The 19,575-nt window shown below is 64.7% G+C and carries 17 protein-coding genes; 14 read left to right on the top strand and 3 right to left on the bottom strand.

Annotated elements, in window-relative coordinates:
• Window positions 1–122: 122 nt before the first annotated feature.
• From KF707C_RS02545 to KF707C_RS02495, 11 genes are all read left to right on the top strand, one after another.
• Entirely contained in the window at window positions 123–2,903 is a 2,781-nt protein-coding gene (locus KF707C_RS02545; protein ID WP_003450737.1) for an LPS-assembly protein LptD, read from the top strand.
• Entirely contained in the window at window positions 2,884–4,176 is a 1,293-nt protein-coding gene (locus tag KF707C_RS02540; RefSeq protein WP_085986650.1) for a peptidylprolyl isomerase, read from the top strand. The genes KF707C_RS02545 and KF707C_RS02540 overlap by 20 nt, the downstream gene beginning before the upstream one ends.
• Window positions 4,177–4,250: 74 nt before the next feature.
• Window positions 4,251–5,240: a 4-hydroxythreonine-4-phosphate dehydrogenase PdxA gene (pdxA, locus tag KF707C_RS02535; RefSeq protein ID WP_003450741.1), complete on the top strand. Its 990-nt coding sequence runs from the start codon at window positions 4,251–4,253 to the stop codon at window positions 5,238–5,240.
• A gap of 118 nt (window positions 5,241–5,358) precedes the next feature.
• Entirely contained in the window at window positions 5,359–6,165 is an 807-nt protein-coding gene (gene rsmA / locus KF707C_RS02530; RefSeq protein ID WP_003450743.1) for a 16S rRNA (adenine(1518)-N(6)/adenine(1519)-N(6))-dimethyltransferase RsmA, read from the top strand.
• A 31-nt stretch (window positions 6,166–6,196) separates the two neighbouring features.
• A complete protein-coding gene (gene apaG, locus KF707C_RS02525) occupies window positions 6,197–6,577 on the top strand; it encodes a Co2+/Mg2+ efflux protein ApaG (RefSeq protein ID WP_003450745.1) in 381 nt (126 codons plus the stop codon).
• Window positions 6,578–6,587: 10 nt separating this feature from the next.
• The gene (locus tag KF707C_RS02520) at window positions 6,588–7,415 is read left to right on the top strand and encodes a symmetrical bis(5'-nucleosyl)-tetraphosphatase (protein ID WP_003450747.1); all 828 of its coding nucleotides are present in this window, start codon (window positions 6,588–6,590) and stop codon (window positions 7,413–7,415) included.
• The gene (gene glpE, locus KF707C_RS02515; protein WP_003450750.1) at window positions 7,408–7,737 is read left to right on the top strand and encodes a thiosulfate sulfurtransferase GlpE; all 330 of its coding nucleotides are present in this window, start codon (window positions 7,408–7,410) and stop codon (window positions 7,735–7,737) included. Before KF707C_RS02520 ends, glpE begins: the two co-directional genes overlap by 8 nt.
• 288 nt (window positions 7,738–8,025) lie before the next feature.
• On the top strand, window positions 8,026–9,948 hold the full coding sequence (locus KF707C_RS02510) for a PrkA family serine protein kinase (protein WP_003450752.1): 1,923 nt from the start codon (window positions 8,026–8,028) through the stop codon (window positions 9,946–9,948).
• Window positions 9,949–10,041: 93 nt separating this feature from the next.
• Window positions 10,042–11,313, top strand: a complete 1,272-nt coding sequence (locus KF707C_RS02505; RefSeq protein WP_003450754.1) for a YeaH/YhbH family protein — start codon at window positions 10,042–10,044, stop codon at window positions 11,311–11,313.
• Window positions 11,314–11,325: 12 nt separating this feature from the next.
• On the top strand, window positions 11,326–12,891 hold the full coding sequence (locus KF707C_RS02500; RefSeq protein ID WP_003450755.1) for a SpoVR family protein: 1,566 nt from the start codon (window positions 11,326–11,328) through the stop codon (window positions 12,889–12,891).
• Window positions 12,892–13,128: 237 nt separating this feature from the next.
• Entirely contained in the window at window positions 13,129–14,370 is a 1,242-nt protein-coding gene (locus KF707C_RS02495; RefSeq protein WP_003450757.1) for a multifunctional CCA addition/repair protein, read from the top strand.
• Between the two features lie 5 nt (window positions 14,371–14,375).
• Here the strand turns inward: KF707C_RS02495 and folK are convergent, their stop codons facing one another.
• Window positions 14,376–14,915 carry a 2-amino-4-hydroxy-6-hydroxymethyldihydropteridine diphosphokinase gene (folK, locus tag KF707C_RS02490; protein WP_003450759.1) on the bottom strand — a complete coding sequence of 180 codons (540 nt, stop codon included), beginning with the start codon at window positions 14,913–14,915 and terminating at the stop codon, window positions 14,376–14,378.
• Complete coding sequence (gene folB, locus KF707C_RS02485) at window positions 14,906–15,259, bottom strand: dihydroneopterin aldolase (RefSeq protein ID WP_003450760.1); 354 nt, start codon at window positions 15,257–15,259, stop codon at window positions 14,906–14,908. The genes folK and folB overlap by 10 nt, the downstream gene beginning before the upstream one ends.
• A gap of 51 nt (window positions 15,260–15,310) precedes the next feature.
• On the opposite strand from folB, the gene plsY reads away from it, so the two are divergent.
• Window positions 15,311–15,880: a glycerol-3-phosphate 1-O-acyltransferase PlsY gene (gene plsY, locus KF707C_RS02480; RefSeq protein ID WP_003450762.1), complete on the top strand. Its 570-nt coding sequence runs from the start codon at window positions 15,311–15,313 to the stop codon at window positions 15,878–15,880.
• Between the two features lie 31 nt (window positions 15,881–15,911).
• Here the strand turns inward: plsY and tsaD are convergent, their stop codons facing one another.
• Window positions 15,912–16,937, bottom strand: a complete 1,026-nt coding sequence (gene tsaD, locus KF707C_RS02475) for a tRNA (adenosine(37)-N6)-threonylcarbamoyltransferase complex transferase subunit TsaD (RefSeq protein WP_003450763.1) — start codon at window positions 16,935–16,937, stop codon at window positions 15,912–15,914.
• Between the two features lie 203 nt (window positions 16,938–17,140).
• Between tsaD and rpsU the strand changes: the two genes are divergently transcribed.
• Both rpsU and dnaG read left to right on the top strand, forming a co-directional pair.
• Window positions 17,141–17,356, top strand: coding sequence for a 30S ribosomal protein S21 (rpsU, locus tag KF707C_RS02470; RefSeq protein WP_003085057.1), 216 nt, complete (start codon window positions 17,141–17,143; stop codon window positions 17,354–17,356).
• A 194-nt stretch (window positions 17,357–17,550) separates the two neighbouring features.
• Window positions 17,551–19,548 (top strand): DNA primase, encoded by a 1,998-nt coding sequence (gene dnaG, locus KF707C_RS02465; protein WP_003450765.1) that lies wholly within the window; start codon window positions 17,551–17,553, stop codon window positions 19,546–19,548.
• Window positions 19,549–19,575 lie beyond the last annotated feature (27 nt).

Raw genomic sequence — 19,575 nt, 5'->3', positions numbered from 1 at the left:
TGGTCTCCGGCGGCGCTAGCCGTTGTGCGGGTCATGCTTTATTATCCAGCATCTTTTTCAGCCCATCGAGAGGCGTGCGGCCCCAGCGGGCCGAAGGCGCGCAGGAAGCCCGGACTAACAAGATGGCAGTAAGATCTCCCGCGTTTCGCAAGAAATTCCCCCTGCTGGTGACCGGCAGCCTGCTGGCCCTCCAGCCCGTAGCCAGCTCATTCGTCGTCGCCGCAGAGCAATTCGACTGCCAGGCATCCGCCACCGGCGGCTGGGCGTGCGCGCCCAAGGCCAGTGTAGAGAACCTGCCACCACGTCCCGTTCACAGTGACAGCGCCGTGAGCTCCACCATCGGTGCGGCCCCGGCTGCCGAAGGCGAAGCCCAGGGCGACAAGGCAACGCTGGTCACCGAGGCCGGCGGAAAAGGCCTGGCTTCCCGCAGCGCCGACTTCAGCCATATGGACTGGGTCCCCCGGGACCAACTGACCCCCGCGCAACTCGCCGAGGCCGGCCCCTATTGCGCCGGCGCCTATGTCGAGCCCACCCGCCCGGGCATGAACGACGACACCCCGATGGAGGACGCGCCCACCTACATCTCCGCCAAGGCCTCGCGCTATGAGCAGGAGCAACAGGTGGCGACCCTCGCCGGTGACGTGGTCCTGCGCCAGGGCAGCATGCAGGTGGAGGCCGACGAGGCCAATCTCCACCAGGCCGAGAACCGTGGCGAGCTGCTGGGCAACGTCAAGTTGCGCGACAAGGGCGCCCTGGTGGTCGGCGACCGCGCCGAGCTGCAACTGGACAACGGCGAGGCCAAGGTCGAAAACGCCGAGTACGTGCTGCACCAGTCCCACACCCGCGGTAGCGCCCTGTATGCGAAGCGCCAGGAAGACGCCATCATCCGCCTGAAGGACGGTACCTACACCCGCTGCGAACCGGGCGACAACGCCTGGCACCTGAAGGGCAACAACATCAAGCTGAACCCGGCCACCGGTTTCGGCACGGCGACCAACGTCACCCTGCGGGTCAAGGACATTCCGGTGTTCTACACCCCGTACATCTACTTCCCCATCGACGACCGTCGCCAGTCCGGCTTCCTGCCGCCCACCATCGGCAGCAGCAGCGACACCGGCTTCCTGCTGGTCACGCCCTACTACTTCAACCTGGCGCCGAACTACGACGCCACCCTCTACCCCCGCTATATGTCCAAGCGCGGCCTGCTGATGGAAGGCGAGTTCCGCTACCTGACCCACAGCAGCGAGGGCCAGCTGGGCGGCGCCTACCTGAACGACAAGGAAGATGAGCGCGAGCTCATGTCCGAGTACGAGAAGAAGCGCTGGCTGTACCACTGGAAACACACCGGCGGCCTGGACTCCCGCTTGCTGGCCGAGGTGGATTACACCGATATCAGCGACCCCTACTATTTCGAGGACCTGGACACCGACCTGGGTGTGGACGCGCCCACCTACGTCAACCAGCGCGGCACCCTGACCTACCGGGGCAACGGCTACACCGCCAAGCTCAACGCGCACGCCTACGAGCTGGCCACCATCACCGATATCACCCCTTACGATCGCCTGCCGCAGATCACCCTGGACGGCGCGCTGCCCTTCAAGCCGGCAGGGTTGAACTTCGCCTACAGCACCGAGTTCGTGCGCTTCGACCGCAACCTGCGCGACGGCCAGTTCAGCGACATCGACGGCAACCTGACCAATTGGAACGACAACAACATCCGCGGCCTGGCCCGCGCCAATGGCGACCGTGCCCACCTGGAGCCCAGCGTCAGCCTGCCGATGAACTGGACCTGGGGCTTCCTCAAACCCCAGGTCAAGTACGCCTATACCCAGTACGACCTGGATCTGGACGCACAAGGCTTCGACCTCACGAAGGGCGGCATCGCCAAGTCTGCCTTCGACGATGCCCCAGATCGCAGCGTGCCCATCTACAGCGTGGACAGCGGCCTGTACTTCGACCGCAAGACCCAGTTCTTCGGCAAGGACTACACCCAGACCCTGGAACCGCGCCTGTTCTACCTCTATGTCCCCGAGGAAGACCAGACCGATATCCCTGTGTTCGACACCGGCGAGTCGACCTTCAGCTACGCCTCCCTGTTCCGCGAAAACCGCTTCTCCGGCCGCGACCGCATCGGCGACGCCAACCAGGTCTCCCTGGGTGTGACCAACCGCTGGATCGAGTCCAACGGCTTCGAACGCCAGCGCTTCAGCATCGGCCAGGCCTTCTATTTCGAAGACCGCAAGGTGCAGCTGCCGGGCATCGACTACAAGACCCGTGACGACGCCCAGGCCTCAGTATCGCCCTATGCGCTGGAGTACATGTACCGCTTCAACCGCGACTGGCGCATCAACTCCACCTTCAACTGGGACCCGGACTCTCACAGCACCCGTTCGGGCAGTGCGATGTTCCACTACCAGCCTGAAGACAACCCGAACAAGGTGGTCAACGCCGGCTACCGCTACCGCAACGACACCGTGCGCTACGACCAGTCCACCGGTAACTGGGTCGTGGGCGGCGGCGACTTCGGCACCCCGGGCAGCGCGAACTTCATCGAGGACTACTACAAGATCAGCCAGCATGACTTCTCCGTCATCTGGCCGCTGGTCCCGCAATGGAGCGCAATCGCCCGCTGGCAGTACGACTACAACCGCGATCGCACCCTGGAAGCCTTCGGCGGCTTCGAGTACGACAGCTGCTGCTGGAAGCTGCGCCTGATCAACCGCTACTGGGTCGACTACGACGAGTTCGACCAGACGCCGGACACCACCAACAACAGCGGCGACCGCGGGATCTTCCTGCAGATCGTGCTCAAGGGCCTCGGCGGCATCGTCGGCAACAAGGCCGAAAGCTTCCTGGACAAAGGCATTCAAGGCTACCGTGAACGTGAAGAACAAGCTCGCTAATCGCCTGCGCCCGCTGCTGCTGGGCGCAGTTCTCCTCGGCGGCCTCGCCCATGCCGAGGTTCGCCCCATCGACCGAGTGGTCGCCATCGTCGACAACGACGTGATCATGCAGAGCCAGCTGGACCAGCGCCTGCGGGAAGTGCAGCAGACCATCGCCAAGCGCGGCGCCTCGCTGCCCCCCGAGAATGTGCTGAGCCAGCAGGTGCTGGAACGCCTGATCATCGAGAACATCCAGCTGCAGATCGGGGATCGCTCCGGTATCCGCATCGCGGACGAGGAACTGAACCAGGCCATCGAAGCCATCGCCCAGCGCAATGGCATGAGCGTGGACCAGTTCCGCGCCGCCCTGTCCAGCGACGGCCTCTCCTATGAAGACGCCCGCGACCAGGTTCGCCGCGAGATGGTGATCAGCCGCGTGCGCCAACGCCGCGTCGCCGAGCGCATCCAGGTCACCGACCAGGAAGTGCAGAACTTCCTCGCATCCGACATGGGCAAGCTGCAACTGTCCGAAGAGTTCCGCCTGGCCAATATTCTGATCCCGGTGCCGGAGGGCTCCTCGCCGAGCACCATCCAGTCGGCCGAGCGCCAGGCCCAGGAGCTCTACCAGCAACTGCGCCAAGGCGCCGACTTCGCCCAGCTGGCCATCTCCCGCTCCGCGGGCGAGACCGCGCTGGAAGGCGGCGAGATCGGCTGGCGCAAGGCCGCCCAGCTGCCGCCTCCCTTCGACGGCATGATCAGCGCCCTGCAAGTGGGCGAGGTCACCGAGCCGGTCCGCACCCCGGGTGGCTTCATCCTCCTCAAGCTGCTGGACAAGCGCGGTGGCGAGACCCAGGTACGCGACGAAGTGCATGTCCGCCATATCCTGCTCAAGCCCAGCGAAATCCGCAGTGAAGCGGATACCCGCCGCCTGGCCGAGCGCCTGTATGAGCGCATCCAGTCCGGCGAGGACTTCGGCGAGCTGGCCAAGGCCTTCTCCGAGGACCCGGGTTCGGCCCTCAACGGTGGCGACCTGAACTGGATCGACCCCAACGCCCTGGTGCCGGAGTTCCGCGAAGTCATGGCCCAGACCCCGGCCGGCAAGCTCTCCAAGCCGTTCAAGAGCCCCTACGGCTGGCACGTGCTGGAAGTCCTCGGCCGTCGTGCCACCGACAGCAGCGAGCAGTTCCGCGAGCAGCAAGCGATGAACATCCTGCGTAACCGCAAGTACGACGAAGAGCTGCAGGCCTGGCTGCGCCAGATCCGCGACGAAGCCTACGTCGAAACCAAGCTGTAATACCGAGCGAGTCTCGGCCACGCGCTGGCGGTACAATCGCCGCCAGCGTATCGGCCCCCTGCACAGGACTCGCCATGACCACCCTCCGCTTCGCCCTCACCCCCGGTGAACCCGCCGGCATCGGCCCAGACCTCTGCCTGCTGCTCGCCCGCAATGCCCAGCCCCACGCCCTGATCGCCGTGGCCAGCCTCGACCTGCTGGAGCGACGCGCCTCCGAACTCGGCGTGGACATCCGACTGATCGCCATCGACCCCGACGCCCTGCCCGATGCTCCGGCGCCCGCAGGCAGCCTCTATGTCTGGGACACTCCGCTGCGCGCCCCTGCATACCCCGGCAAGCTCGACCCCCGGAATGCCGATTACGTGCTGGAAACCCTGACCCGCGCCGGCCAGGGCTGCCTGGACGGGCACTTCGCCGGCATGATCACAGCGCCGGTGCACAAGGGCGTGATCAACGAGGCCGGGATCGCCTTCTCCGGTCACACCGAGTTCCTCGCGGACCTCACCGCCACCCGCCAGGTGGTCATGATGCTGGCCACGCGGGGACTGCGTGTCGCCCTGGTCACCACCCACCTGCCGCTGAAGGACGTCCCCGCCGCCATCACACCCGAGCGCCTGCAGCGTGTCAGCCGCATCCTGCACACCGACCTGGTGGAAAAGTTCGGCATCCCCCGTCCGCGCATACTCGTCTGCGGCCTCAACCCCCATGCCGGGGAAGGCGGCCACCTGGGACGGGAAGAACTGGAGATCATCGAGCCGACCCTTGAGGGACTTCGCGCCGAAGGCTTGAACCTGGTGGGCCCGCTGCCGGCGGATACCCTCTTCACCCCGAAGCACCTGGAGCACTGTGACGCCGTGCTCGCCATGTACCACGACCAGGGCCTGCCCGTGCTCAAGTACAAGGGCTTTGGCGCGGCGGTGAACGTCACCCTCGGCCTGCCCATCATCCGCACCTCGGTGGACCACGGCACCGCCCTGGACCTTGCCGGCACCGGCGACATCGATTGCGGCAGCCTGGAGGTGGCGCTGGAGACCGCCTATCAGATGGCCGGCAGTCGAGGCTGAGCGAGCCGCCGATCAGCTCCGCACTTCGGCCTGATCGGCGCAATGCTGTAGACTGCGCGCTTTTCCCCGCTTCCAGCTTCTAGCCACAGGCTTCAAGCTGCTCCCCTCGGAGCCCGCAATGCCAGATCACTACCAACACCGCGCGCGCAAGCGGTTCGGCCAGAACTTCCTGCACGACGCCGGCATCATCCATCGCATCCTGCGCAGCATCCACGCGAGGGAAGGCGAGCGCCTGCTGGAAATCGGCCCGGGTCAGGGCGCCCTGACCGAAGGCCTGCTGGCTAGCGGCGCGCAGCTCGACGTGATCGAGCTGGACCTGGACCTGATCCCCATCCTCACGCATCGTTTCGGCCAGTTGCCGAACTTCCGCCTGAACCAGGGCGACGCGCTCAAGTTCGATTTCCGCCGACTCGATGCCGCCCCCCACAGCCTTCGCGTGGTGGGCAACCTGCCGTACAACATCTCGACCCCGCTGATCTTCCACCTGCTGGCCCACGCCGACCTGATCCGCGACATGCACTTCATGCTGCAGAAGGAAGTCGTCGAGCGCCTGGCCGCCGAGCCGGGCGGTGGCGATTGGGGTCGCCTGTCCATCATGGTCCAGTACCACTGCCGGGTGGAGCACCTGTTCAACGTCGGCCCCGGCGCCTTCAATCCGCCGCCCAAGGTGGACTCGGCCATCGTGCGCCTGGTGCCCCATGAAGTGCTGCCGCACCCTGCCAAGGATCCCGCCCTGCTCGAACGCGTCGTCCGCGAGGCCTTCAACCAGCGCCGCAAGACCCTGCGCAACACCCTCAAGGGCCTGCTTGACGCCGCCGCCATCGAAGCCGCCGGCGTCGACGGCGGGCTGCGCCCCGAGCAGCTCGACCTGGCCGCCTTCGTCCGCCTGGCCGACCAACTGGCCGCGTCCCAGCCCGACTCCTAGACTCAGTACCCAGCTATTCGAGAGTGCCCGCGTGTCCGATTCCCGCTACCAGGTCGATGTCAGCGTCGCCACCCGCTTCCTCCCGGAACAGTCGCAGCCGGAGCAGAACCGCTTCGCCTTCGCCTACACCGTCACCATCACCAACAACGGTGAGCGGCCCGCCAAACTCCTGAGCCGGCACTGGGTGATCACCGACGGTGACGGCCATGTGCAGGAAGTCCGTGGCGCCGGCGTGGTCGGCCAGCAGCCACTCATCGCCCCGGGCGCCAGCCACACCTACACCAGTGGCACCGTCATGGCGACCCGGGTGGGCACCATGCAGGGCAGCTACCAGATGGTCGCCGACGACGGCAAACGCTTCGACGCCCCCATCGCCCCCTTCCGCCTGGCCGTTCCCGGCGCCCTGCACTGAGGGGACATCCATGACGACTTACGCGGTCGGCGACCTCCAGGGTTGCCTCGATCAACTGAAGTGCCTGCTGGATCAGGTGCACTTCGACCCGGCGAAGGACCGGCTCTGGCTGGTGGGAGACCTGGTCAATCGCGGCCCCAAGTCCCTGGAGACTCTGCGCTTCCTCTTTTCGATCAGGGACTCCGTGGTCTGCGTCCTGGGCAACCACGACCTGCACCTGCTGGCCGTGGCCCACAACATAGAACGCCTGCGCAAGGCCGATACCCTGAGGGAAATCCTCGACGCCCCCGACCGGGCCGACCTGCTCGACTGGCTGCGCCGACAGAAGCTGCTGCACTACGACGAGCAGCGCGACATCGCCATGGTGCATGCCGGCATCCCCCCCCAGTGGACCCTGAGGAAGGCCCTCAAGCGCGCCGCCGAAGTAGAAGAAGCCCTGCAGGACGATGCCCGGCTGCCGCTGTTCCTGGACGGCATGTACGGCAACGAGCCCGCCAAGTGGGACAAGGACCTGCACGGCGTCACTCGCCTGAGGGTCATCACCAACTATTTCACCCGCATGCGCTTCTGCAAGGCCGACGGAACCCTGGACCTCAAGACCAAGGAAGGCCTCGGCACGGCGCCGCCCGGATACGCCCCCTGGTTCAGCTTCCCCAACCGCAAGACCCACGGACAGAAGATCATCTTCGGCCACTGGGCGGCCCTGGAAGGCCAGTGCAACGAACCCGGGCTCTTCGCCCTCGACACCGGCTGCGTATGGGGTGGCACCATGACCCTGCTGAACATCGACAGCGGCCAGCGCATCAGTTGCAGCTGCCAGGAGAACCACCATGAGTGAATTCCAACGCATCGCCCCGGAACGGGCCCACGACCTGCGCGAACAGGGTGCAGTGGTTGTGGACATCCGCGACCCGCAGAGCTTCGCCCAAGGGCACATCAGCGGCTCCCGCCACCTGGACAACCACTCCCTTGCGGACTTCATCGCCCACGCCGACTTCGACAAACCGCTGATCGTCGCCTGCTACCACGGCAACTCCAGCCAGGGGGCAGCCGCCTACCTCGCCCACCAGGGTTTTTCCGAGGTCTACAGCCTGGATGGGGGCTTCGAACTGTGGCGAAGCGTCTATCCCGGGGATGTCGCCCAGGGCGGCACCGATTGAAATTTTTTTCCGCGTGGCGCAACCCCGCGCCACGCGTGGCTTGGCGCCATTTCTCCGACGGACGGTAATCCCTTGTTATCGTTCCGTCATCCTTGACCTCGCCGAGAACGGGCTACTCTTAGCTCAGGCCATCCAAAAAAGGGGAGAGCCGGTACACCGGCTCCGGGCCATCGGCAGCGACCATTGAGGTGTTCTGGGGGATTTCCATCGGCCGACCTTCCTCGGCTGACCGCCCGCACCCGCACAACCGACCCCGCGCCGGCTTCCTGTTTCCAGCGAGGTGACGTCATGAGCATTTTCAGCCACTTCCAACAGCGTTTCGAAGCGACCCGCCAGGAGGAATATTCCCTCCAGGAATATCTGGACCTGTGCAAACAGGATCGCAGCGCTTACGCCACCGCCGCCGAACGCATGCTCATGGCCATTGGGGAGCCAGAGTTGCTGGACACGTCGGCCGATCCACGACTGTCGCGGATCTTCTCCAACAAGGTGATCCGGCGTTACCCGGTGTTCGCCGACTTCCATGGCATGGAAGAGTGCATCGACCAGATCGTGTCCTACTTCCGCCACGCCGCCCAGGGCCTGGAAGAGAAGAAGCAGGTCCTCTATCTGCTGGGGCCGGTGGGGGGCGGCAAGTCCTCCCTGGCGGAAAAACTCAAGCAGGTCATGGAACGCGTCCCCTTCTACGCCATCAAGGGCTCGCCGGTCTTCGAGTCGCCCCTCGGCCTGTTCAACCCCGACGAGGACGGAGCCATCCTGGAGGAGGAGTACGGCATTCCCCGGCGCTACCTGCGCACGGTGATCTCGCCCTGGGCCACCAAGCGCCTGAACGAGTTCGGCGGTGACATCAGCAAGTTCCGCGTGGTCAAGCTCTACCCCTCGATCCTCAACCAGATCGCCATCGCCAAGACCGAGCCGGGTGACGAGAACAACCAGGACATCTCCTCGCTGGTGGGCAAGGTGGATATCCGCAAGCTGGAGGAATTCCCGCAGAACGACGCCGACGCCTACAGCTATTCAGGCGCACTGTGCCGGTCCAACCAGGGCCTGATGGAATTCGTCGAGATGTTCAAGGCCCCGATCAAGGTGCTGCACCCGCTGCTCACCGCCACCCAGGAAGGCAACTACAACAGCACCGAAGGCCTGGGCGGGCTGCCCTTCAGCGGCATCATCCTGGCCCACTCCAACGAGTCGGAATGGCACAGCTTCCGCAACAACAAGAACAACGAGGCGTTCATCGACCGGATCTACATCGTCAAGGTGCCCTACTGCCTGCGGGTCACCGACGAGATCAAGATCTACGACAAGCTCCTCATCAACAGTTCCCTGGCCAAGGCCCACTGCGCCCCGGACACCCTGCGCATGCTGGCCCAGTTCTCCGTGCTCTCGCGCCTGAAGGAGCCTGAGAACTCCAACGTCTACTCGAAGATGCGGGTGTACGACGGCGAGAACCTCAAGGACACCGACCCCAAGGCCAAGTCCATCCAGGAATACCGCGACTCGGCCGGCGTGGACGAAGGCATGAACGGCCTGTCCACCCGCTTCGCCTTCAAGATCCTCTCCAAGGTCTTCAACTTCGACCCCCATGAGGTGGCGGCCAACCCGGTGCACCTGCTCTACGTCCTGGAGCAGCAGATCGAGCAGGAGCAGTTCCCGGCCGAGGTACGCGAACGCTACCTGCGCTACATCAAGGAATACCTGGCGCCGCGCTACATCGAGTTCATCGGCAAGGAGATCCAGACCGCCTACCTCGAGTCCTACAGCGAGTACGGCCAGAACATCTTCGACCGCTATGTGCTGTACGCGGACTTCTGGATCCAGGACCAGGAATACCGCGACCCGGAAACCGGCGAGATCCTCAACCGTGTCGCCCTGAACGAGGAACTGGAGAAGATCGAGAAGCCCGCCGGCATCAGCAACCCGAAGGATTTCCGCAACGAGATCGTCAACTTCGTGCTGCGCGCCCGAGCCAACAACAACGGGAAGAATCCCAGCTGGCTCAGCTACGAGAAGCTGCGGGTGGTCATCGAGAAGAAAATGTTCTCCAACACCGAAGACCTTCTGCCGGTCATCAGCTTCAATGCCAAGGGCAGCAAGGAGGAACAGCAGAAGCACAACGACTTCGTCAAACGCATGGTCGAGCGCGGCTACACGGAGAAACAGGTTCGCCTGCTGTCCGAATGGTACCTGCGGGTACGCAAGTCGCAGTAATCGCAGCCACAAGCCGTCAGCTGCAAGCCGCAAGCGGGATCGCCCCCTTGCAGCTTGCGGCGTGAAACTTGGCGCTGCCCCGGAGGGGCATCTATGAGCTATGTCATCGACAGGCGTTTGAATGGCAAGAACAAGAGCACCGTGAACCGCCAGCGGTTCCTGCGGCGCTATCGCGAGCACATCAAGAAGGCCGTTGAGGAGGCCGTGAGCCGCCGCTCCATCACTGATATGGAGCACGGCGAGCAGATCAGCATTCCCGGTCGCGACATCGACGAGCCCGTCCTGCACCATGGCCGGGGCGGCCGGCAGACCATCGTCCACCCCGGCAACAAGGAGTTCACCACCGGTGACCGCATCCCACGTCCGCAGGGCGGCGGAGGGGGACGCGGCAGCGGCAAGGCCAGCAACCAGGGCGAGGGGATGGACGATTTCGTATTCCAGATCACCCAGGAGGAATTCCTCGACTTCATGTTCGAGGACCTGGAACTGCCCAACCTCGTCAAGCGTCACCTGACCGGCGCCGATACCTTCAAGACCGTGCGCGCCGGTATCAGCAACGAGGGCAACCCCTCGCGCATCAACATCGTCCGCACCCTGCGCTCGGCCCATGCCCGGCGAATCGCCCTCTCCGGCTCCAGCCGCGCGAAGCTGCGGGAAGCCAAGGAGGAACTGGCCCGCCTGAAGCGCGAAGAACCCGACAATTTCAGCGACATTCAGGAGCTGGAAGCGGAGATCGCGAAACTGCGCGCCAGGATCGAGCGCGTGCCCTTCCTCGATACCTTCGACCTCAAGTACAACCTGCTGGTGAAGCAGCCCAACCCCAGCTCCAAGGCGGTGATGTTCTGCCTCATGGACGTATCCGGCTCCATGACCCAGGCCACCAAGGACATCGCCAAGCGTTTCTTCATCCTCCTCTACCTGTTCCTCAAGCGGAACTACGACAAGATCGAGGTGGTGTTCATCCGCCACCACACCAGCGCCCGCGAGGTGGACGAGGAAGAGTTCTTCTACTCCCGCGAGACCGGCGGCACCATCGTCTCCAGCGCCCTGAAACTGATGCAGGAGATCATGGCCGAGCGCTATCCCATCAACGAATGGAACATCTACGCGGCCCAGGCATCGGACGGCGACAACTGGAACGACGATTCACCCATCTGCCGGGATATCCTGATCAAGCAGATCATGCCGTTCGTGCAGTACTACACCTACGTCGAGATCACCCCGCGCGAGCACCAGGCGCTGTGGTACGAGTACGAACAGGTCTGCGAAGCGTTCGACGACACCTTCGCCCAGCAGCAGATCGTCTCGGCGTCGGATATCTACCCGGTGTTCCGCGAGCTGTTCCAACGCCGGCTCGTGACCTGAGGGAGGCGTGACATGAGTGCCAGCAAGAAGGAACGCAAGCCCATCTCCACGGGGTCCGAATGGACCTTCGACCTGATCCGCACCTACGACCGCGAGATCAGCCGCATCGCCGAGCGTTATGCGCTGGACACCTATCCGAACCAGATCGAGGTGATCAGCGCCGAGCAGATGATGGACGCCTACGCCTCGGTGGGTATGCCCATCGGCTACCACCACTGGTCCTACGGCAAGCACTTCCTCGCCACCGAAAAGGGTTATACCCGCGGCCAGATGGGCCTGGCCTACGAGATCGTGATCAACTCCGACCCCTGCATCGCCTATCTCATGGAGGAAAACACCATCACCATGCAGGCGCTGGTGATCGCCCACGCCTGCTACGGCCACAACAGCTTCTTCAAGGGCAACTACCTGTTCCGCACCTGGACCGACGCCAGCTCCATCATCGACTACCTGGTGTTCGCCAAGCAGTACATCACCCAGTGCGAGGAGCGCCACGGCATCGACGCGGTGGAAGACCTGCTGGACTCCTGCCACGCCCTTATGAACTACGGCGTCGACCGCTACAAGCGGCCCTATCCCATCTCCGCCGAAGAGGAGCGGCGCCGGCAGAAGGAGCGCGAGGAACACCTGCAGAAGCAGATCAACGACCTCTGGCGCACCATCCCCAAGGGCGCCGGCAAAGGCGGCGAGAAGGACAACCAGCGCTTCCCGGCCGAACCCCAGGAGAACATCCTCTACTTCATCGAGAAACACGCTCCGCTGCTGGAGCCCTGGCAGCGCGAGATCGTGCGCATCGTGCGCAAGATCGCCCAGTACTTCTACCCGCAACGGCAAACCCAGGTGATGAACGAGGGCTGGGCCACCTTCTGGCACTACACCCTCCTCAACGACCTCTACGACGAGGGCCTGGTCACCGAGGGCTTCATGATGGAGTTCCTCCAGTCCCACACCAGCGTGGTCTACCAGCCATCCTTCGACAGCCCCTACTACAGCGGCATCAACCCCTACGCACTGGGCTTCGCCATGTACCGCGACATCCGCCGCATCTGCGAAGACCCCACCGAGGAGGACAAGCGCTGGTTCCCCGACATCGCTGGCAGCGACTGGCTCTCCACCCTCAAGTTCGCCATGAAGAGCTTCAAGGACGAGAGCTTCATCCTGCAGTTCCTCTCGCCCAAGGTGATCCGCGACTTCAAGCTGTTCAGCATCCTCGACGACGACCAGAAGGACGAACTGCTGGTTCCGGCCATCCACGACGAGTCGGGCTATCGAGTGATCCGCGAGCAACTGGCCGCCCAGTACAACCTCGGCAACCGCGAGCCCAATGTGCAGATCTGGAGCGTCGACCGCCGGGGCGACCGATCGCTGACCCTCCGCCACCAGCAGCACGACCGCAAACCCCTGGGTGAATCCACCGAGGACGTGCTCAAGCACCTTCACCGGCTCTGGGGCTTCGACGTCCACCTGGAGACCCGCTACGGCGAACAGATCACCGGAGTCCACCATGTTCCCCCAAAGGGGGAACGCACTGAGGACGGGGAATACCCGCGCCTGGACCTGATCATTCCACCCATTTGATCATGTGACCGCATGCCGGCACTCGCCGAGCATGCGGCCATGTCTCATGGAAGCCCTCCTCAGATGCGCCCGGCGCTAGTCACCTGCACCCGCCCAGCAGATCCGCATCCTCCAGCTCGTCGGTGCCGGCCCCGTCCGTGGCAGCGCCGAACCGATGGACAGCACCCTGATCGCACCGGCCGGACCGCTCCCCGCTGCGCGCCGGGCTGCTATCCTCCGCGTCCACGGAGGCAAGACATGCAGATATTCAAAGTGGGCGGCGCGGTTCGCGATCGCCTGTTGGGTCGCCTGGTAAGCGAAGTCGACTGGGTGGTCGTAGGCGCTACCGCAGAAGAGATGGCCGCACAGGGCTTTCGCCCGGTGGGCGCCGACTTCCCGGTGTTCCTGCACCCGGAAACCGGCGAGGAATACGCCCTGGCACGCACCGAACGCAAGAGCGGACGTGGCTACGGCGGCTTCACCTTCCACGCCAGCCCGGACGTCACCCTGGAACAGGACCTGATCCGCCGCGACCTCACGGTCAACGCCATGGCCGAAGACGAGCACGGCCGCCTCATCGACCCCTACGGCGGACGGAAGGACCTCGAGGCCCGGGTGCTGCGCCACGTCTCCCCGGCCTTCGCCGAAGACCCGCTGCGCGTGTTGCGCGTGGCACGCTTCGCGGCCCGTTATGCCCCCCTAGGCTTCCAGGTCGCCGGCGAAACCCTCGAACTGATGCGACAGATCGCTGACTCCGGCGAACTGGACGCTCTCACACCCGAGCGCAGCTGGAAGGAAATTTCCCGCGCCCTCATGGAGCCGCGCCCGGACATCTTCATCCAGGTGCTGCGGGACAGTGGCGCCCTGGCCGCGTGGATGCCCGAACTGGACCGCCTGTTCGGCGTGCCCCAGCCGGAGCAGCATCATCCCGAAGTGGACACTGGCCTGCATACCCTGGCGGTTCTGCGCCAGTGCGCAGAGCATGAGCAACCCCTGACCGTGCGCTGGGCCTGCCTGCTCCACGACCTGGGCAAAGGACTGACTCCCGAGACGGAATGGCCCCGCCATGTCGCCCATGAAGTACGCGGCCTGAAACTCATCAAGGCCGTGAACGAACGCTGCAAGGCCCCCCGCGACTGCCAGGAACTGGCCCTGCTGGTGGGCGAGTACCACACCCACGCCCACCGCGCCCTTGAGCTGCGCGCCTCGACGCTGCTCGAGCTGCTGCAGGCCTTCGACGTATTCCGCCGCCCACAGCGCTTCGAGGAATTCGTCGCCGCCGCTGAAATGGATGCCCGTGGACGCACCGGGCTGGAACAGCGCGACTACCCACAATCGGCGTACCTGCTGGGTGCGGCTTCCGTCGCGCGAGCGGTGGCCGTCCAGCCGCTGCTGGAACAGGGCTTCAAAGGCGCGGAACTGGGCCAGGCCCTGACGCGGGCTCGGCTGGCGGCACTGGAAGACTACAGGCGGAATAGCGCAGCCGACCGCCCGACCTGAGCACCTCAGGCCGGCGCGGGGTAGGCCTGCAGCAGCGTGACGGGAGTCAGCTCGACACCGTGCCAACGGAAGGAGGCCGGCCAGAGCGCCTGCTGAATGGCGGACGACTCCCAGAGGTCGGCGAAGCTGCGCTCCTCGCCCGGATGAAGGGTGTCAGGGGCCAGGATCGACAGGGGCCAGAGCACGAAAGCGTTCTTAAGCACCTCGGCGCGGGGCAGGACCAGGCCGTCGAAGTTGCCGACGCGATCGCCGTAGAGCAACACGTCGATGTCCAGCGGCAACCCCTTGCGACCTGGCGCATAGCGGCCGTTATCGGCCTCGATGTCCTTGAGCCGGCGATCCAGTTCATGCAAGGGAAGGTCGGTCTTCGCCTCCACCACGAAGTTGAAGAAGTTGCCGCTGCGAATACCGACCGGCAGGCTCTCGAACACTGGCGAGCAGCGCAGGTCATGAAGGAATACCGCCAGCGCGTCGAGGCCGGCGGTCAGGTTGCGTTCGCGCTCGATATTGCTGCCGAGCCCGAGGTAGATACGCGTCAGCGACATCCGCGCTCGATCTCCACACCAACGCTGCTGGCAGCCGGGACGGCCCCCGGCTTGTGCAACTTCAGGCGGACCCAGGGGATATTGAACTCGGCCATCAGCAGCGCCACCAGGCGCTCGGCGAAGGTCTCAACCAGAAGAAACTGGGACTCGGCGGCGAACGCCTGGATACGCTGGGACACAGAGGCATAGTCGAGGGCCTTCTCCAGGTCATCGCCTTCCGCGGCGGGACGATTGTCCCAGCCGAACTGCAGGTCCAGGCGCAGGCACTGGCGAATGCTGCGCTCCCAGTCGTAGGCACCGATGACGGTGTCGACTTCCAGACCTTCGATGAAAACCATGTCCACGTCAGTGCTGCCCCGCTAGAATCGGGACTTCCTCGCCCCGGAATGGATACCATGTTTTGGCTGCTGGCGACTCTCGCCTACCTGCTCGGATCGTTGTCCTTCGCCATTCTGCTCAGCCGGCTGTTCGGCACGGGCGACCCGCGTGCCCAGGGTTCCGGCAACCCTGGCGCCACCAACATGTTGCGGGTGGCGGGCAAGAAACTCGCGATCCTGACCCTGCTCGGCGACCTGCTTAAAGGCCTGCTGCCGGTACTGATCGCCCACCTCTGCGGCCTGGGTATCCAACAGCAGGCCTGGATCGGCCTTGCCGCTGTACTCGGGCACCTGTATCCGCTGTACTTCCGCTTCCGCGGCGGCAAGGGCGTCGCCACTGCCGCCGGCATGCTCCTGGGGCTCTATCCCCCCGCCGCCTTGCTGGCCATCAGCACCTGGCTGCTGACCTTCTACCTGACCCGCACCAGTTCCCTGGCCGCCCTGATCGCCACGCCGCTCACCCTGCCACTGCTGGCCTGGCGGCAACCCGGCGCCCTGCTGCCGATGACGGTACTCACCGCACTCATCGTCTGGCGCCATCGCGGCAATCTACGCGACCTTTTCGCCGGACGCGAACGGCATTTCTGATGCATCCGAGTGAACACCGCGTACACAGCGGTCAGATGGCGGGAAGCTGCTCCATCGGCCAACGGGCCTGCACGGTGATTGCCGGGCCGTCCTGCTGCCCCGCCAGCAAGCGCTGGCAACCGGCATAGGCAATCATGGCGCCGTTGTCGGTGCAGAAGCGCGGGCGGGCGTAGAACACCTCGCCGTTCAGCTCTCCCAGCATCCGCGCCAGGGACTGGCGGAGCGACTGGTTGGCACTTACGCCTCCCGCGATCACCAGGTTCTTCAAGCCGGTCTGCTTGAGGGCCCGCTTGCACTTGATGGTGAGAGTCTCCACCACCGCCTGCTCGAAGGCCAGAGCGATGTCGCAACGGGTTTGCTCGCCGTCGTCCCCAGCATTGCGGCATTGCTGCCAGGTATTGAGGGCGAAGGTCTTGAGGCCGCTGAAGCTGAAGTCCAGCCCCGGACGATCGGTCATCGGGCGAGGGAAAGTGAAGCGGCCCGGGGTACCGCTCTGGGCCAGACGAGCGATCTCGGGGCCACCGGGATAACCCAGTCCGATCAGCTTGGCGGTCTTGTCGAAGGCCTCGCCGGCGGCATCATCCACCGACTCGCCCAGCAAGGCGTAGCGGCCGATGCCATCGACCCGGACCAACTGGGTGTGCCCGCCCGAAACCAACAGGGCGACGAACGGGAACTGCGGCGGCTGCTCTTCCAGCATGGGAGCCAGCAGATGGCCCTCCATGTGGTGCACACCCAGTGCCGGAACGCCCCAGGCAAAGGCCAGCGCCTGGGCGCAGGACGCACCGACCAGCAGCGCTCCCACCAGTCCGGGGCCGGCGGTATAGGCGATGCCATCGATGTCTTCGGGGGTACGGCCGGCCTCTTCCAGCACCTGGCGCAGCAACGGCAGCATGCGCTTCACATGGTCGCGGGAGGCGAGTTCAGGCACGACGCCGCCGTAGACCCGGTGCAGGTCGATCTGACTGAACAGCGCATCGGCCAGCAGGCCGCGCTCACTGTCGTATAGGGCGACGCCGGTTTCGTCGCAGGAGGTTTCCAACCCCAGCACTAGCATGGGAACGAGCCTTTCTGGCCTGGTAATTCGAGAAGCCGCGAATCATAATCCTCGCCCCTCTCGCCGACCAGCGGTTTTCGACTGAAGGCTTTGCATTCCAAGGCCCAAGGCGTTAATATCCGCAGCCCTTGAAATCCGACGCACTGAGCCTGCTATTGCCGGAATGCGTCGACCATTCGGTAATTGATGAAGGTACGACCTGGATGCCAGCCGTCAAAGTTAAAGAGAACGAACCCTTCGACGTAGCCCTGCGTCGTTTCAAGCGCTCCTGCGAGAAAGCCGGTGTACTGGCTGAAGTCCGTAGCCGCGAGTTCTACGAAAAGCCCACCGCTGAGCGCAAGCGCAAGGCCGCTGCCGCCGTCAAGCGTCACGCCAAGAAAGTGCAGCGCGAACAGCGTCGCCGCGAGCGCCTGTACTGAGTTAACCTCTCAGCTGCACGCTCCAGCATCGCCCGGCCCTGGCCGGGCGAGTGCATGATGGGCACACGGAAAACTCCGCTTCGCCAAGGCGAATCGCGGGGTTTTTTGCTTTCCGGGACCATGCTCCCGCCTGTCGCCACTCCGCCCTGGCGCGAGTATGCTTTGACCCTTTCCGCGACCCGAGCAGCCCCTTTATGGCCGGCCTGATTCCCCAAGGCTTCATCGACGACCTGCTGAACCGCACCGACATCGTCGAAGTGGTCGGCTCGCGCGTGCAGCTGAAAAAGGCCGGCAAGAACTACACCGCGCGCTGCCCCTTCCATAACGAGAAAACGCCCTCTTTCAGCGTCAGCCCGGACAAGCAGTTCTACTACTGCTTCGGCTGCGGCGCCGGCGGCAACGCCCTCGGGTTCATCATGGACCACGACCACCTGGACTTCCCCCAGGCGGTCGAGGAACTGGCCAAGCGCGCAGGCCTGGATGTTCCCCGGGAAGAAGGCGCCGGGCGTAGCAACCGACCACGACAGCCCAGCGACTCACCACTCTACGCCCTGCTGACCGCGGCATCGGACTACTACCGTCACGCCCTGAAGCAACACCCCACCCGCAAGGCTGCGGTGGAGTACCTCAAGGGCCGCGGCCTGACCGGCGAGATCGCCCGTGATTTCGCACTCGGCTTCGCCCCGCCCGGCTGGGACAACCTGCTCAAGCACATGGGCGGCGACAGCCTGCAACAGAAGCACATGATCGACGCCGGCCTGCTGATCGAGAACGCCGACACGGGCAAGCGCTACGACCGTTTCCGCGACCGTGTGATGTTCCCGATACGCGACAGTCGCGGCCGGATCATCGCCTTCGGCGGCCGCGTACTCGGCGACGACAAGCCCAAGTACCTGAACTCCCCTGAAACCCCGGTGTTCCACAAGGGGCAGGAACTCTACGGCCTGTTCGAGGCACGCAAGCACAATCGCAACCTCGACGAAATCATGGTGGTCGAGGGCTACATGGACGTCATCGCGCTTGCCCAACAGGGCCTGCGCAATGCGGTCGCCACCCTGGGCACAGCCACCAGCGAAGAACACGTTCGGCGCCTGTTCCGCCTGGTGCCGAGCATCCTCTTCTGCTTCGATGGCGACCAGGCCGGGCGCAAGGCCGCATGGCGCGCCCTGGAGGCCACATTGCCAAGCCTGGAAGACGGCCGACGCGCGCGCTTCCTCTTCCTGCCGGAAGGCGAAGACCCCGACAGCCTGGTCCGCAAGGAAGGCACCGACGCCTTCCGCGCACGGATCACCCAGCACGCCCAACCCCTGGCCGACTACTTCTTCCAGCAACTGACGCTGGAAGCCGACCCCGCCTCCCTGGAAGGCAAGGCGCACCTGGCGACGCTCGCCGCCCCGCTGATCGAGCGCATACCCGGCGCCAACCTGAAAGTCCTGATGCGTCAGCGCCTGGCCGAAATCACAGGCCTGAATGGTGACGCCCTGGGCCAATTGGCCCGAAGCATGCCCAGCGGCAGCGCCAGCCAGGATGTTCACGGGACGTCGGAAGATGCCTACTACGAAAGTTTTTCCGGTTATGACGACCAGCAGCACGACGTGGACCCTTCCCACTACTTCGAGGCGCCGGCGCAGCCCCAGGGAGACTGGCAGCAGGGCGGCCAGCGCAAGGAATGGAAGAAGGGCGACTGGAAGAAGGACGGCAAGAAGTGGAACCGGCAGGGCCGCGACGACTTCAAGCGGCCGCCGCGCACCGAAGTGAAGGTGGAAACCCCCACCCTGACCGCGCTGCGCACCCTGCTCCACCATCCCTCGCTCGCCCAGAAGGTGGAAGATGCCGCCCATTTCGCCGCCGAAGACGACACCTATGCCCAGCTGATGGTGGCCTTGGTCGAGGCCGTGCAAAAGAATCCGAAACTCCGCTCGCTGCAGCTGATCGCCCGCTGGCACGGTACCGAACAGGGCCGTCTGCTGAGGGCGCTGGCGGAGAAGGAATGGCTGATTTCCGAAGACAACCTTGAACAACAGTTTTTCGACACTATAACTAGCTTATCGGCCCGCCAGCGGGAACGCCGCCTGGAAAGTCTGCTGCGGAAAGCGCGGCAAAGCGAACTGAGCGCAGAGGAAAAAGATCAGCTGCGCGACCTCCTCAGCCGCAACACGTCCCCCCTGACACCGACCTCAACTGGCGCGTGAGGCCCCGGATCAGGTATAATCCTCGGC

The organism is Pseudomonas furukawaii, assembly GCF_002355475.1.
In the GTDB taxonomy this organism is placed as follows: domain Bacteria; phylum Pseudomonadota; class Gammaproteobacteria; order Pseudomonadales; family Pseudomonadaceae; genus Metapseudomonas; species Metapseudomonas furukawaii.
Note: the sequence above shows the minus strand (reverse complement) of the source record. Positions and strands in the feature narration are given on the sequence as shown.